The organism is Gemmatimonadaceae bacterium (assembly GCA_036504815.1).
Lineage (GTDB): Bacteria > Gemmatimonadota > Gemmatimonadetes > Gemmatimonadales > Gemmatimonadaceae > PNKL01.
Genome location: DASXUN010000012.1, coordinates 334,629 through 348,281 on the forward strand (window position 1 = coordinate 334,629; position 13,653 = coordinate 348,281).

General features: G+C 70.2%; 15 protein-coding genes. 10 read left to right on the forward strand and 5 right to left on the reverse strand.

Annotation, left to right across the window (positions count from 1 at the left end):
* Window positions 1-32 precede the first annotated feature (32 nt).
* The 3 genes from trpB to VGJ96_06730 are packed head-to-tail and all read right to left on the reverse strand — an operon-like array spanning window position 33 to window position 2,611.
* On the reverse strand, window positions 33-1,223 hold the full coding sequence (trpB, locus tag VGJ96_06720) for a tryptophan synthase subunit beta (GenBank protein HEY3286799.1): 1,191 nt from the start codon (window positions 1,221-1,223) through the stop codon (window positions 33-35).
* Window position 1,224: 1 nt separating this feature from the next.
* On the reverse strand, window positions 1,225-1,881 hold the full coding sequence (locus VGJ96_06725) for a phosphoribosylanthranilate isomerase (protein HEY3286800.1): 657 nt from the start codon (window positions 1,879-1,881) through the stop codon (window positions 1,225-1,227).
* Window positions 1,874-2,611, reverse strand: coding sequence for an indole-3-glycerol phosphate synthase TrpC (locus VGJ96_06730; GenBank protein ID HEY3286801.1), 738 nt, complete (start codon window positions 2,609-2,611; stop codon window positions 1,874-1,876). The genes VGJ96_06725 and VGJ96_06730 overlap by 8 nt, the downstream gene beginning before the upstream one ends.
* 177 nt (window positions 2,612-2,788) lie before the next feature.
* Here VGJ96_06730 and lexA point away from each other — a divergent pair, with 177 nt between their 5' ends.
* Window positions 2,789-3,400, forward strand: a complete 612-nt coding sequence (gene lexA / locus VGJ96_06735) for a transcriptional repressor LexA (protein ID HEY3286802.1) — start codon at window positions 2,789-2,791, stop codon at window positions 3,398-3,400.
* Between the two features lie 63 nt (window positions 3,401-3,463).
* Here lexA and trpD read toward each other — a convergent pair whose 3' ends face one another.
* Complete coding sequence (trpD, locus tag VGJ96_06740) at window positions 3,464-4,501, reverse strand: anthranilate phosphoribosyltransferase (protein HEY3286803.1); 1,038 nt, start codon at window positions 4,499-4,501, stop codon at window positions 3,464-3,466.
* Window positions 4,494-5,894 (reverse strand): GAF domain-containing protein, encoded by a 1,401-nt coding sequence (locus VGJ96_06745; GenBank protein ID HEY3286804.1) that lies wholly within the window; start codon window positions 5,892-5,894, stop codon window positions 4,494-4,496. The genes trpD and VGJ96_06745 overlap by 8 nt, the downstream gene beginning before the upstream one ends.
* A 60-nt stretch (window positions 5,895-5,954) precedes the next feature.
* Between VGJ96_06745 and truA the strand changes: the two genes are divergently transcribed.
* The 9 genes from truA to purQ are packed head-to-tail and all read left to right on the forward strand — an operon-like array spanning window position 5,955 to window position 13,650.
* The gene (gene truA / locus VGJ96_06750; GenBank protein ID HEY3286805.1) at window positions 5,955-6,728 is read left to right on the forward strand and encodes a tRNA pseudouridine(38-40) synthase TruA; all 774 of its coding nucleotides are present in this window, start codon (window positions 5,955-5,957) and stop codon (window positions 6,726-6,728) included.
* Window positions 6,728-7,393 (forward strand): transaldolase family protein, encoded by a 666-nt coding sequence (locus VGJ96_06755; GenBank protein ID HEY3286806.1) that lies wholly within the window; start codon window positions 6,728-6,730, stop codon window positions 7,391-7,393. Before truA ends, VGJ96_06755 begins: the two co-directional genes overlap by 1 nt.
* The gene (locus VGJ96_06760; GenBank protein ID HEY3286807.1) at window positions 7,390-8,790 is read left to right on the forward strand and encodes a trypsin-like peptidase domain-containing protein; all 1,401 of its coding nucleotides are present in this window, start codon (window positions 7,390-7,392) and stop codon (window positions 8,788-8,790) included. Before VGJ96_06755 ends, VGJ96_06760 begins: the two co-directional genes overlap by 4 nt.
* The gene (gene purB, locus VGJ96_06765; protein HEY3286808.1) at window positions 8,787-10,223 is read left to right on the forward strand and encodes an adenylosuccinate lyase; all 1,437 of its coding nucleotides are present in this window, start codon (window positions 8,787-8,789) and stop codon (window positions 10,221-10,223) included. The genes VGJ96_06760 and purB overlap by 4 nt, the downstream gene beginning before the upstream one ends.
* A complete protein-coding gene (locus VGJ96_06770; GenBank protein ID HEY3286809.1) occupies window positions 10,220-11,152 on the forward strand; it encodes a phosphoribosylaminoimidazolesuccinocarboxamide synthase in 933 nt (310 codons plus the stop codon). Before purB ends, VGJ96_06770 begins: the two co-directional genes overlap by 4 nt.
* Window positions 11,149-11,796, forward strand: coding sequence for a phosphatidylserine decarboxylase family protein (locus tag VGJ96_06775; protein ID HEY3286810.1), 648 nt, complete (start codon window positions 11,149-11,151; stop codon window positions 11,794-11,796). The genes VGJ96_06770 and VGJ96_06775 overlap by 4 nt, the downstream gene beginning before the upstream one ends.
* Window positions 11,796-12,707 carry a CDP-diacylglycerol--serine O-phosphatidyltransferase gene (pssA, locus tag VGJ96_06780; GenBank protein ID HEY3286811.1) on the forward strand — a complete coding sequence of 304 codons (912 nt, stop codon included), beginning with the start codon at window positions 11,796-11,798 and terminating at the stop codon, window positions 12,705-12,707. The genes VGJ96_06775 and pssA overlap by 1 nt, the downstream gene beginning before the upstream one ends.
* The gene (gene purS, locus VGJ96_06785) at window positions 12,704-12,961 is read left to right on the forward strand and encodes a phosphoribosylformylglycinamidine synthase subunit PurS (GenBank protein HEY3286812.1); all 258 of its coding nucleotides are present in this window, start codon (window positions 12,704-12,706) and stop codon (window positions 12,959-12,961) included. Before pssA ends, purS begins: the two co-directional genes overlap by 4 nt.
* Window positions 12,958-13,650 carry a phosphoribosylformylglycinamidine synthase subunit PurQ gene (gene purQ / locus VGJ96_06790; protein ID HEY3286813.1) on the forward strand — a complete coding sequence of 231 codons (693 nt, stop codon included), beginning with the start codon at window positions 12,958-12,960 and terminating at the stop codon, window positions 13,648-13,650. Before purS ends, purQ begins: the two co-directional genes overlap by 4 nt.
* Window positions 13,651-13,653: the final 3 nt, after the last annotated feature.

Here is a 13,653-nt window from a genome sequence, read left to right on the forward strand (position 1 = left end):
GAACATACGGCGTTTGCGCGCGCTCGTCACGGTCAGGCCGGGGGCGTGGCGAGTTCGCTCACCTGGGCGACGTCCTTGTCACCCCGGCCGCTGACGCACAGGAGCACCGGTTCATCGCGGCGCCAACGGCCCCGCTGCGACGCAATCCACGAGACGGCGTGCGCCGTCTCGAGCGCCGGGATGATCCCTTCCAGCCGCCCGAGCAGCGCGAAACCCTCGAGCGCCTCGTCGTCGGTCACCGACACGTACGTCGCCCGGCCGGAGTCCTTGAGGTAGGAGTGTTCGGGGCCGACGCCCGGATAGTCGAGTCCCGCCGAAATCGAGTGCGCCGGATGCACCTGCCCGTGCTCGTCCTGCAGCAGGTAGCTCAGCGCGCCATGCAGCACGCCGGGCGTGCCGCTGGTCAGGCTCGCCGAGTGCGCCCCGCTGGCGAGGCCGTGCCCCGCCGCCTCGACGCCGACGAGCTCAACCGACGAGTCCTCCACGAAGGCGTGGAAGATGCCCATGGCATTGGAGCCGCCGCCCACGCACGCCACCACGCTGCGCGGCAGGCGTCCCGCGCGCTCGAGCATCTGCGCGCGCGCTTCACGCCCGATGATCGCCTGGAAGTTGCGCACCATCCGCGGATACGGCGCCGGCCCGACCACCGACCCGATGATGTAGTGACTCGTCGGGCAGGTGGTGACCCAGTCGCGAATCGCCTCCGTGGTCGCGTCCTTGAGCGTCCGCGTGCCGGCAGTGACCGGCACGACGGTCGCTCCCATCAGTTGCATGCGATAGACGTTGAGCCGCTGCCGTCGCATGTCCTCTTCGCCCATGTAGACGACGCACTCCAGCCCGAGACGTGCACAGACCGTGGCCGTGGCAACGCCGTGCTGTCCCGCGCCGGTCTCCGCAATGATGCGCCGCTTGCCCATGCGCCGCGCCAGCAGCGCCTGCGCGAGCGCGTTGTTGATCTTGTGCGCGCCGGTATGATTGAGGTCCTCGCGCTTGAGCCAGACGGGCGCACCGACCAGTTCGGAGAAACGCGGCGCGTCGCAGAGCGCAGAGGGGCGCCCCACGTAGTGCTGCAGCATCCCGTCCAGTTCGGCGTGAAACGCCGGGTCGGCCAGCGCCGTCTCGAGCGCCTGCTCGAGCTCATCGAGCGCCGGCACGAGTGTCTCGGGCACGTACCGTCCGCCGAACACCCCGAAGCGTCCGTCCACCACGTCCTGCGTCCCCATCTCACCGACCTCCGCGCGCCGCCGCGTGGGCAAAGGCGCGCATCTTCACATGATCCTTGATTCCCGGCGCCGTCTCGACGCCTGAGGATACATCCACGACATCCGGCCCGACCAGCCCGATCGCCTCTTCCACGTTGCCGGGATGCAGTCCGCCGGCCAGCACGAGGCGCGCCGGCCGTCCCCCCAGTTCAATCTCCCGACGGAGCCGCGCCCAGTCGACGGCCGTCCCGGATCCGCCGAGCACCCCCGGCACGAGCGCGTCGACGAGTACGGCGTCGACGCCTGCCGCCGCATCCCGCAAGGCACCATCGGCGATCAGATCGCCCACGCGCAGCACGCGCCAGATCTCCCCCCCAAAGCGTGCCCGCAGGGCGGCGACCAGCGTGGCATGGGAGGCGCCGTGCAACTGCGCCACGTCGAGCGACGCCTCCGCGGCCAGCGCCGCGATCTCGTCGGCCGACTGCGCACCGAATACTCCAACGCGCCGCGGCGCCGATCCGTTCGCCACCCGGGCGCCATCGAGCACGGCCCGTGCCGCGGAGGCGTCGAGCCGCCGCGGCCCTCCCGCGAAGATCACGCCGACGTATGCCGCGCCAAGCGTCGCCGCAAGTTCGGCGTCGCCCGCGCGCATCAGCCCGCAGAACTTGACCTCAGCCACGCGCGCTCCGCGGAATCCCCGTCAACCGCCGCACGGCGTCGGCGGGCGAGGCGGAAAGACTCAGCGCCGATCCAACGAGCACCGCGTCCGCGCCGAGTGACGCCGCGCGGTGCACGCCCGCCGCATCCTGCACGCCACTCTCGTAGACCGCGAGGCGATCCGGAGGCACGAGCCGCAGCAGGCGTTCCGAGACCGCGTCATCGATGCGCAGCGTCTCGAGATTGCGGTTGTTCACGCCGATGACCCCGTGCGGGACGCCCAGCGCGCGCTCGAGCTCCTCCGCGTTGCGAACCTCGAGCAGGACGTCGAGGTCCAGCGACTTCGCCGCCGCGGCCAGCGCGTAGAATCGGGCGACCGGCAGCGCCCGGGCAATCAGCAGGACGGCGCTGGCGCCGGCCAGCCGCGCCTCGAGCAGCTGCACTTCGTCAACGAGGAAGTCCTTGCGAAGGAGCGGAAGCGCGACGGCGCGATGCGCCCGCTCCACATCCTCCAGCGACCCGCCGAACTCCGACGGTTCCGTGAGGATCGAGAGCGCCGAGGCGCCACCGTCCGCGTACTGCGCCGCGCGCACGGCGGCGTCCAGCGAACCGTCGAGTTCGCCTTTGCTGGGCGACCGCCGCTTGATCTCGGCGATCACGGCCACATCAGTCCCGTCCAGCGCCGAGCGCAGGGACGCCGGCGGCGCCAGCGTGGCGACCAGCCGCTCCAACTCGCGCTGTCGCGGGCGCACCGCGGCGGCCCGTTCGGCCGAACGGGTCGTGAGGCGCCCGAGGGGGCCTTCAGGAAGATGCCACGGTGCCTGTTGCGCTTCGGTCAATCTTCGGATACCGTTACTTCGGGGTTTGTTCGCTCGTCTTCGGGCGAAGAACTGGTGGACCACATCCTTACCCATTCAGGAACCGTCGCCATGCCGCTCACCAAGCGCCAGCGCCAGATACTCGACTACCTCCAGGGGTACCAGGGCGAGCACGGGTACGCCCCCAGTTTCGAGGAAATCGCCGCGCACTTCAACTATAACTCGCTGGCGACGGTGCACGAACACCTCACGAATCTCGAGCGGAAGGGCTACATCAAGCGCAGCTACAACGAGAGCCGCGCGATCGAGATCCTCCCCTCCGAGGCGTTCCCGCAGTCCATCGAACTCCCCCTGCTGGGCGCCGTGGCCGCCGGCATGGCCATCGAGCACTCGACGACGGGAGAGACGGTCGCCGTTCCCGATGACTTCGTCCGCCGCGGCGGCGCGCACTATGTGCTGCGGGTGCGCGGCAACTCGATGATCGACGATCACATCGCCGACGGCGACCTGGTGGTGGTGAACCAGCGACAGACGGCGGACAACGGCGAGATGGTCATCGCGATGTTGAACGGCTCGGCCGCCACCGTCAAGCGCTACTATCGAGAGCGCGACGGACGCGTGCGGCTGCAGCCGGCCAACGAGGCGCTCGCGCCGATGTACTTCGACCGAACCGACGACATCCGCATCGAGGGCGTGGTCGTGGGCGTGATGCGAAGGTTCTAGGCGCGGTGCGATGGTTCCCGCGAAGAGGCCGGCGTCCCGTGGATGCCGGCCTCTTGCGTTTGATTACCTCGCGGCGCGCGCGGTGGCCGCCCGCAGCTTCTCGAGGGCAGAGCGCCCCGCCCCGTCGCGCAGTGCGGCGCGCGCCAGTTCCAGTGCCGACGGGTAGTCCCTGGCGAGGCCGGCCACGTAGATCGCCGCGGCGGCGTTCATCGTGACGGCGGCCACGGCCCCCGGCCGGCCGCGTCCGCCCAGCACCTCCTCCACGACGCGCGCATTCTCCGCCGGCTCGGCGCCGGCAAGATCGAGCGCGCTGGCCGGAGACACGCCAACGCGCTCGGGTTCGACCGTCCACGACCGCGCCTCGCCGTCCACGAGTTCCAGCACCATCGTGGATCCCAGCGGGGAAATCTCATCGAGCCCGGGCGCACCGTGCACCACGAGGCTGTGCGTCGTACCCAGCGCCTGCAGCGCGCCGCCAATCAGCCCCAGCCGGCGCGGATCCGCGACGCCGATGACCTGCCGTCCGGCGCGCGCCGGATTCGCGAGCGGGCCGACGAGGTTCATCACGGTCTGGATGGCCAGTTCACGTCGCACCGGGCCGACGTGCCGCATTGCCGGATGCATGGTCGGGGCGAACATGAAGACGATGCCGGCCTGCTCCAGCACGTCCCGCATGCGCTCCACCGACAGGTCGATGCGCACGCCGAGCGCCTCGAGCACGTCGGCGCTCCCGGACTTGGAGGTGAACGAGCGATTGCCGTGCTTCGCGACGCGCACCCCCGCGCCGGCCGCCAGCAGCGCCGCCGCCGTCGAGATGTTGAACGTGGTGAGACTGCCGCCGCCCGTGCCGCAGGTGTCCACGAGAAGCTCTGGCGCCGCATCGGGGAGGACCAGCATCTGGTCGCGCAACGCGCTGGCCACCCCCGCCAGCTCGTCCGGCGTCTCGCCCTTCACGCGCAGCCCCATCAGCAGGGCCGCGACATGGACGTCGGATCCCTCCCCGCGCATCACCGCCGCGAACGCCTGAGCCGCTTCCGTGCGGGTGAGCGACTCGCCCGCGCCGAGCCGGCGGAGGGCGTGCGGAAGCGCCGTGTCAGTCATGCATGCGGTCCATCAGGCGCTCCGGGAGGCGCGCCTCGAGGGCGATGAGCGAAATCACCAGCCCCAGCAGCCGCACGCGCTCGACGTCCTCTTCCACGAACAGGCCGCGCTGCACGCGGTTGGTCAGGTTGACGACGCCGATCAGTTCGTCGCGGATGACCAGCGGGAAGGAGATGAAGGATCCCGTGGTCAGGTACTCGTCGCGCAGCAACGGCTGTGCCTGTGCGTCGGAGGCGTCCACCACGAGCAGCGGCTGGCGGCTGGCGGCAACGCGTCCCGCGACACCCTGCCCCACGGTGATGCGCGAGCCCTCCCGCACGTGCGGAGCGAGCCCGCGCGAGGCGGCGAGGTACAGGGTCTCCGGTTCCGGGGCGCGCAGGAAGAGCGAGCAGCGCATCGCCTGCATGTCGTCGCCGACGAGCGCGAGCAGTCCCTCCGCGAGGCGGCGCGGATCGACGTGGTGTGCCGCCTGCTCGAGCACCCGGTCGAGCAGGTAGATGGTGCGGGTGCGCTGCCGCAGCGCTTCGCTCCGGCGATGCAATTCGATGTGCGCCTGCTCCAGCTGCCCCACCGCCGCCGTCACCTGCTGCTCGAGCGCGCGCAGCCGCGCCGCGTTGCGCCGCTGCTCCTCGGCGACGCGCGCCGATTCGCGCTCCTTCTGGACCAGCTGGCCGGCCTTGGCCGCCTCGGCCGCGCCGCGCGCGAGATGCAGCTGCTGCTGCATCTCGGCGAGTCGGGCGACGTATTCCCCGTGCACGCGCTGGGTGACGTCCTCGAGGGTGCGGGCGGCCTCGGCGCGCGCCTCGCTCTCGGCAAAGCGGCTGTGCGCCAGTTCGAAAAGCGCCGCCAGCGCATCGGCGCCGACCATGGCCCGCGCGCCGAAGACGCGCCGCGGCTCGAGCAGCGCGAGCACGGCCGCCAGTTCGCCGTCGAAACGCACACCGCGCAGGGCAAGGTCGACCGGCTCGGACAGCACGGGCAGCTGCAGCATGCGGCCGAAGGTCTCCGCTTCGTCGCCGACGTCCGCGAAGGCACCGCCGGCCTGCACACGCTGCACCACGTGTTCCGGGAACTGCTTCAGCGAGATGTCCAGCGACGTCCGATGCGTCTTGCCGCCCTCGCAGCCCACACAGGCCACGATCTGCGACGCCCGCGCGTCCACCGGCAGGAGCGCGATGACGGCCGCGCGGTCGAGTTCCGCGACCCCTTCCACCAACGCGACGAATGCCGCGTCCAGACCAGGGGCGGCAGCGAGAGCGTGGGCGAGCGAAACGAGGGTGGATTCTTGCATGCGGCGGCGGGGCGTGATGAACCGGTGGAACGCGGCGTCGAGGCCCGGAAAGGCCGGCGCGGCCGCCATCGGGAACGTGAGCGCTACGTCGAGCGCTGTCAATCGGTTGGGCCGTACCTCTTTTCCTTGATCGAGCCTGTGTCGCGGAGTATCTTTTTCGCAATGGCGGGACGCGTGCTCCAGCTCGTGTTGCACTATGACGGCACCGACTTTTCCGGGTGGCAGGTGCAGCCGGAGACGCGAACCGTGCAGGGAACCCTCGAGTCCGTTCTGGTCCGCCTCTGCGGCGGCGCGGTGCGGGTGACGGGCGCAGGCCGGACGGACGCGGGCGTGCATGCCCGCGGCCAGGCGGCGGCAGTGGAAGTACCGGCGCACTGGACGCCCGATCGCCTGAGGCATGTGCTCAATGCGCAGCTTCCCGACGACGTCTTTGTAGCGGCGGTGCACGAGATGCAGCCGGAGTTCCACGCGCGGTACAGCGCGACCAGTCGGCGGTATAGCTATTCAGTGGGGCTCGACGAGGCAGCCCAATCGCCCTTTCGGCGGCGATGGGAGTGGCCCGTGGCGAAGCCCCTCGATGGCGACGCGCTGGCGTGGTGCGCGGCCGCGCTGCTCGGGGAGCATCGGTTCTTCGGGTTCGCGGTTCGTGGCACGGCGCCGGACGATGACGACCATCGCTGCGAAGTTCGCTTCGCGCGCTGGCGCGTGGTGCCGGGCGGCATGGTCTTCGACGTCGAGGCCAATCGTTTCCTGCACCACATGGTGCGCTTCCTCGTCGGCACGATGGTCGAGGTCGCCACGCACCAGCGCCCGCGCGACGACTTCATCGCGCTGCTCGCCGCCGCTGCCAACGATGAGGTTTCACCGCCGGCGCCTGCCTGCGGACTGTGCCTCGAGCAGGTCACCTATCCCGCCGCCCTGTACCTCACCGCCTGATGCGCATCTTCCACGCTTCCGTCGCCCTCGATGAAGTTCGCTGGGCGTTCGCCGCCGGCTTGATCGATGGCATCGTCGCGACGCCGGCCGTCATCGCCTCGCAGCTCCCCAACGCCGACCCGCGCGAACTCGTCCAGGAGCTCTCGTCCGCGGTCCCGCTCCCCGTCATCGCCTCCGCCCGCGCCGTCAACCGCGACGACCTCTACAAGGGCGCCCGTGAGCTCACGCGGCTCGCCGAGCAGGTGATCGTCGCCATCCCGCTGGTGGAGGACGCCCTCCCCGCCATCAAGCGGCTGAGCGCCGAGGGAGTGCGCGTCGCGGCAACCCTGGTGCACAACGCCGCGCAGGCCACGCTGGCCGCCAAGGCCGGCGCCTCGCTCGTGACCATCGCGGTGGACGCGGCGGCGCACGTGGGTGACGACCCGACGCTCGCCATTTCCGAGTCGCGGGTCATCTTCGACCGCTTCGGCTTCGAGTGTGACATCATTGCCGCCGGCCCGGCGAGCGCCCGCGCGTTCACCGATGCGCTGACGGCTGGCGCCGACGGCGCCGTGGTCGCCACCGACGTGCTCAAGGCGCTGTTGCAGCACCCCCTCACGGACCGCGGCTTCGACCGGTTCCTCGGCGAGATCAGCCGCCGTCCCAAGCCCCGCCGCCCCCGATGAGCATGCGCCGCCTCACTCCGTTCTGTTTCGCCCTCCTGCTGGCCTGCGAGGGCGCCGCGCCCTCGCATTCGGCGGCGCAGGGCGTCACCGCGCGCCGCGACGCCAACGTGCAGATCGCGCAGTCGCGCCGCTCCGCCATCACCGAAGCCGTGGCGCGCGTCGCCCCGGCGGTGGTCACCGTGCAGACGGAAACGGTCTTCCGCTCCCCGGTCGACCCGTTCGCCTTCTTCTTCGGCAACAACCAGGGCGGAACGCAGACGCGATCGGGCATCGGCTCTGGCTTCATCACCGAGCCGAACGGGGTGATCGTCACCAATGCCCACGTCGTCTCGGGCGCGTCGAACGTGAGCGTGGCGCTGCGCGACGGAACCACCTATCCCGCCAAAGTCGTCGGCATTGACGAGATGAACGACCTGGCGGTGCTCAAGATCGAGGCGAAGAACCTCCCGACGGCGCCGCTCGGTGGATCACGCGACCTCCTGATCGGCGAGTGGGTGGTGGCCATCGGCAATCCCTACGGCTTCCTGCTCGGCAACTCCGAACCCTCGGTCACCGCCGGCGTCATCAGCGCCACCGGCCGCAACCTCGTGGGTCAGAGCGAGGGCCAGGGCGTCTACGTGGACATGATCCAGACGGACGCGTCCATCAACCCCGGCAACTCCGGCGGACCGCTCATCAATGCCGCGGGCGAGGTGATTGGCGTCAACAGTTCCATCTACACGCCCACCGGCGGTTCGGTGGGACTTGGCTTTGCCATTCCCATCGACCGCGCCAAGCGCGTCACCGAGGACCTGCTGGCGCACGGCACGGTGCGCCGTCCGTGGATCGGCGTGAAGATCGAGCTGCCGCAGCAGAACAACCGCGACGCGCTGCGCGGCGGCGCGATCATCCGCACCGTCACGCCGGGCTCGCCGGCCGCATCGGCCGGCTTGCAGGCGGGCGACATCATCGTGCAGTCGCGCGACCGCGTCGTGCGCAACGCGTACGACTGGGAAGCCGAACTCCTCGAGATGCGGGTGGGCGAGCAGGCCGACGTGCGCATCCGGCGCGCGGGGCGCGAACGCGCGGTCACCGTCCGCATCGCCGACCTGCCGGAAGTGGCCGCACAGAAGGTCTCCGTGCTCAAGGAGATCGAGCTGGTGTCCCTCACGCCGGCCATTCGCAGCGAACGGGGCATTCGCAGCGGCGCGGGGGCCGTGGTCTATCGCATTTCGACCCGCGTCACCGAGGAGCTGGGCCTGCAAGCGGGCGACGTGATTGTGCAGGTCAACCGCTCGCCGGTCACCGATGCGCAGCAGGCCGGGCGCCTGCTCGAGTCGATGACGGGACGTGGCCCCATCCGGATGATCATCGAACGCGGCGGTTTCCTGTATCCCATCGACTTCCAGATCCGATGACCGATTCCGCGACGTGGAGTTCTCCGCTGGCCGAGCGCTACGCCTCGGCGGCCATGCTGCAGCTCTGGTCGCCGTCGTCGCGCTACGGCCTGTGGCGCCGGCTCTGGCTGGCACTGGCTGAGTCGGAGCGCGCGCTGGGCGCGGACATTCCCGAGGCCGCGCTGGCCGACATGCGCGCGCACCTGGACGACATCGACTTCGCCGCGGTGGCGGCAAACGAGAAGCGCTTCCGGCACGACGTGATGGCGCACGTGCACGCGTTTGGCGATGCGGCGCCCGCGGCGCGCGGCGTCATCCACCTCGGCGCCACGTCGGCCTTCGTCACGGACAATGCCGACCTCATCCTGATGCGTCGTGGACTCGAGTTGCTGCGCGCGCGGGTCATCGCGATCCTGCGGGAAATGGCGGCGTTCGCCGAGCGGTGGAAGGACGAGCCGGCCCTCGGATACACGCATCTCCAGCCCGCCCAGCCCACGACGGTGGGCAAGCGCGCGACGCTGTGGATGCAGGATCTCGTGCTCGACCTTGCCGACCTCGACCATCGCGTGGCGACGCTGCCGCTGCGCGGCGTGAAGGGCACCACCGGCACGCAGGCGAGTTTCCTGTCGATCTTCGGCGGCGATCACCAGAAGGTGCGCGAACTGGACCAGCGCGTCACGCGCGCGATGGGCTTCGCGCACTCGCTGCCGGTGACCGGCCAGACGTACACGCGCAAGCTCGACGCGCAGGTGCTCGACGCGCTGGCCGGGGTGGCGGCGAGCGCGGCGAAGTTCGCGTCCGACATGCGGCTGCTGCAGGCCTTCGGCGAGATCGAGGAACCGTTCGAGAAGGAGCAGATCGGATCGTCGGCCATGGCGTACAAGCGCAACCCGATGCGGAGCGAGCGCATCAACTCGCTCAGCCGCTTCGTGCTGTCGCTCGCGCCCAACGCCAACCAGACGCACAGCGTGCAGTACTTCGAGCGCACGCTCGACGACTCGGCCAATCGCCGGCTCGCGGTGCCCGAGGCGTTCCTGGCCACGGATGCGCTGCTGATCCTGATGGAGAACGTGGTGCGCGGCCTCGAGGTGCACCCGGCGCGCATCCGCCGCCGGCTGGCCGATGAACTCCCGTTCATGGCAACGGAAGAGCTGATCGTGCGGGCCGTCCGGGCGGGGGCCGACCGGCAGGCGGTGCACGAAGTGATTCGCGGGCACAGCATCGCCGCCGCGCGCGCCATGAAGGACGACGGCGTGCCCAACGACATGCTCGACCGGCTCGCGGCGGATCCGGCGTATCCGGTGGCCATCGCCGACCTGCGTGACGCGCTCGATCCCGCCCGCTTCACGGGGCGCTCGGCGCAGCAGGTGACGGAGTTCCTGGCCGAAGTGGTGCAGCCGCGGCTGGCCGCCGCCGGCACCGTCGAGGCCGGACGCGAGGAGGTGCGCGTATGACCCCGACGCTGGTGGGCACCACCGACCTGCCGCTCCCGCTCGTGCGCCGCGGCAAGGTGCGCGACGTCTACGCGGTGGGCGACGACCGGCTGCTGCTGGTCGCGAGCGACCGGGTGAGCGCCTTCGACGTCGTGATGCACGAACTCGTGCCGTTCAAGGGCGCCGTGCTGACCCAGATCACCGCGTGGTGGCTGCGCCAGTTCGAGGACGAAGTGGCGCATCACATGCTGAGCGTGGACGCCGCCGAGATCGTGCGGCAGGTGCCCGTGCTGGCCCCGCATGCGCGGGAACTGCGCGGGCGCGCGATGCTCGGCCGTCGCACCGACGTCTTCCCCATCGAGTGCGTCGTGCGAGGGTTCATCAGCGGCTCGGCCTGGAAGGAGTACCAGGCGTCCGGCACGCTCGCCGGCGAAGCACTCCCGACGGGCCTTCAGGAAAGCTCGCCGTTTCCCCGCCCCGTCTTCTCGCCGGCGACCAAGGCGGAATCGGGACATGACGAGAACATCACGGTCGACCGGATGCGGGGCACCGTCGGCGACGACGTGGCCGGCACGCTGGAGCGGTTGGCGCGCCGCATCTACGAGCGCGGCCGCGACCTCGCGGCCACCCGAGGCATCATCATCGCCGACACGAAGTTCGAGTTCGGGCGCGCGCCGGATGGACGCATCCTCCTGATCGACGAGGTCATGACGCCCGACAGCTCCCGGTTCTGGCCCGCCGATCAGTATGCCCCGGGCCGCTCGCAGCCCAGCTTCGACAAGCAGCCGCTGCGCGACTGGCTGGACGGCGAGCGACGCGCCGGACGCTGGGACGGCAATGCGCCGCCCCCGACCCTTCCGAGCGCAGTGGTCGCCGCGACGAGCGAACGCTATCTCGACGCCTTCCGCCGGATCACCGGATCTCCCCTGGACACGAGCGCGCTGCAATGAGATTTGCCCGCGAAGGGCTGCCGTTCATGTGGGCCGCCGCCGTCCTCGCCCTGGCGGTGGTCGCCGCCGCGTTCCGCTGGCCGCGGCCGCTGCTGACGTCCGGCGCGGTGGTCTTCGTCCTGATCGCGCTCTGGGTCGCCTACTTCTTCCGCGATCCGGAGCGCACCGGTGAGCGCGGTCCGCGCCTCGTCATCGCGCCGGCGGACGGCAAGGTCGTGCAAGTCATGGAGGTGGATGAACCCGCCTTCATGCACGGCCGCGCCATCCGGATTGCCATCTTCATGAACGTCTTCAGTGTGCACGTGAACCGCTATCCGGTGAGCGGACGCGTCGCGTACACGCATTACAATCCCGGCAAGTTCCTCAACGCCGCGGTGGACAAGGCGTCGCTCGAGAACGAGCAGTCCTCGGTGGGCCTAGAGAGCGGCGCCCACCGCGTGCTCGTGCGCCAGATTGCCGGGCTGATCGCCCGCCGCATCGTCACGTACAGCCGGCCCGGCGACCAGGCGGACCAGGGCGAGCGCTTCGGCCTGATTCGCTTCGGCTCGCGCGTCGACGTCTATGTGCCCGTCGGCAGCACGCCGCGCGTGAAGCTCGGCGACCATACCTCGGCCGGGACCACCATCATCGCGGAGCTGCCCTGATGCGCCGCCCCAGCATCCCACGCCCGTCGCTCGTGATGCTCCCCAACGGCTTCACGCTGGGCAGCCTGTTCTTCGGCATCTTTGCCATCGTGGCGGCGGCGCGCGGCGAGCACGTGCGCGCCGGCTGGTACATCATCATCGCCGCGTTCGCCGACATGTTCGACGGTCGCATTGCGCGCGCCACGAACACCGGCAGCCGTTTTGGCGAGGAGCTCGACTCGCTGGTGGACGCGATCTCGTTTGGCGTGGCGCCGGCGCTGATGATGTACTTTGCCGAGCTGAACCACACCGGGTGGGACTGGATTTTCGTCTGGCTGTACGTGGCGTGCGCCGTCATGCGCCTCGCGCGCTTCAACATCGAGCAGGCGGGCAGGTCCAAGACGTTCTTCCAGGGCCTGCCCAGCCCGGCCGCGGGCGGCACGCTCGCCACGTACTACTGGTTCTCGCAAACGACGCTGTATCAGGAAACCATGATCGGCGACCTGCCGTGGCAGTCCATTTTGCGCTTCCTGATGGTGACGCTGGCGTTCCTGATGATCAGCAACGTGCCCTACCCGGCCTGGCCGCGCTTTTCCCTGCGCAACTGGTACGGCGCGTTCGGCGTGGTCGTGTTCCTCGCCGTCATCGCCGGCATGTTCTTCCTGCCGAAGCAGTTCTTCTTCCCGCTCGGCGTCGCGTACGTGGCGTCGGGCATCGTCATTGCCATCGTGCGGGGCCTCTTCGACATGAACTCGCCCTTCGACGTCAAGGACGACGACGACGAGTGCGATGACTCGACGGATGCCGAGCTGGCTCCCGCCGCCGCGGGGCATCGCCGTCCCGACGACTACCAACGCCGCCGGCGCCGCCACCGCAATCGTGGCGAGCGCGGCGGCCCCGACCAGGGCGCGCCCGAGGGCCCCACGCCGTGAAGTCATTCCGCGTCAGCGTTCACATCGTCCCGCGCAAGGGACTCCTCGACCCACAGGGCAAGGCCGTCGCCGACGCCCTGCACACGCTCGGCTTCCATTCCGTCACGGACGTGCACGTCGGCCGGCACCTCGTCATCGAGGCGACGGCGGCCGATGCCGCCGCCGCGGAGAAGGCGGTGCGCGAGATGTGCGCCCGCCTGCTGGCCAACCCGGTGACCGAGGACTTCGACATCGCCGGAGTGGCGGCCACATGAAGTTCGGCATCGTCAGCTTTCCGGGATCCAACTGCGACGACGATGCGGTCTTCGCGGCAACGGAGACGCTCCGCCAGCCCGCGGTGAAGCTGTGGCACAAGTCGCATGACCTCGAGGACTGCGACGTCATCGTCCTCCCGGGCGGCTTCAGCTACGGCGACTACCTGCGCGCCGGCGCGATCGCCCGCTTCTCGCCGATCATGCGCGAAGTCGCGGCGCATGCGCAACGCGGCGGGCCGGTGATCGGCATCTGCAACGGTTTCCAGATCGCCTGCGAGGCGGGACTGCTCCCCGGCGCCCTCATGCGCAATGCCGGACTGCAGTTCCTCTCGATGCCGGTGACGATCCGCGTCGAGAACTGCGGCACGCGCTGGACCTCGCTCTGCCAGGAGGGCCAGCGACTCACGATGCCCATCGCGCACGGCGAGGGACGCTATACCGTGGACGCGTCCACGCTCGAGCGCGTCGAGGGCGAAGGCCTGGTGGTCTTCCGCTACGTCGATGCCGCGGGCGAGGCCACCGACGCCGCCAACGTGAATGGGTCACTCGACAACATTGCCGGTGTACGAAACGAGGCCGGCAACGTCGTCGGGCTCATGCCACACCCCGAGCGGGCGCTCGACCCCCTGCTCGGCTCCGCCGACGGACGCGTGCTGTTCGAGTCCGTCCTTGCCACCGTGCACGCCTGAACG

Coding starts and splice junctions, on each gene's coding strand:
- trpB (HEY3286799.1), bottom strand. CDS start 1,223: ATGGGGACGCAGGACGTGGTGGACGGACGCTTCGGGGTGTTCGGCGGA.
- lexA (HEY3286802.1), top strand. CDS start 2,789: ATGCCGCTCACCAAGCGCCAGCGCCAGATACTCGACTACCTCCAGGGG.
- trpD (HEY3286803.1), bottom strand. CDS start 4,501: ATGACTGACACGGCGCTTCCGCACGCCCTCCGCCGGCTCGGCGCGGGC.
- truA (HEY3286805.1), top strand. CDS start 5,955: ATGGCGGGACGCGTGCTCCAGCTCGTGTTGCACTATGACGGCACCGAC.
- VGJ96_06755 (HEY3286806.1), top strand. CDS start 6,728: ATGCGCATCTTCCACGCTTCCGTCGCCCTCGATGAAGTTCGCTGGGCG.
- VGJ96_06760 (HEY3286807.1), top strand. CDS start 7,390: ATGAGCATGCGCCGCCTCACTCCGTTCTGTTTCGCCCTCCTGCTGGCC.
- purB (HEY3286808.1), top strand. CDS start 8,787: ATGACCGATTCCGCGACGTGGAGTTCTCCGCTGGCCGAGCGCTACGCC.
- VGJ96_06770 (HEY3286809.1), top strand. CDS start 10,220: ATGACCCCGACGCTGGTGGGCACCACCGACCTGCCGCTCCCGCTCGTG.
- VGJ96_06775 (HEY3286810.1), top strand. CDS start 11,149: ATGAGATTTGCCCGCGAAGGGCTGCCGTTCATGTGGGCCGCCGCCGTC.
- pssA (HEY3286811.1), top strand. CDS start 11,796: ATGCGCCGCCCCAGCATCCCACGCCCGTCGCTCGTGATGCTCCCCAAC.
- purQ (HEY3286813.1), top strand. CDS start 12,958: ATGAAGTTCGGCATCGTCAGCTTTCCGGGATCCAACTGCGACGACGAT.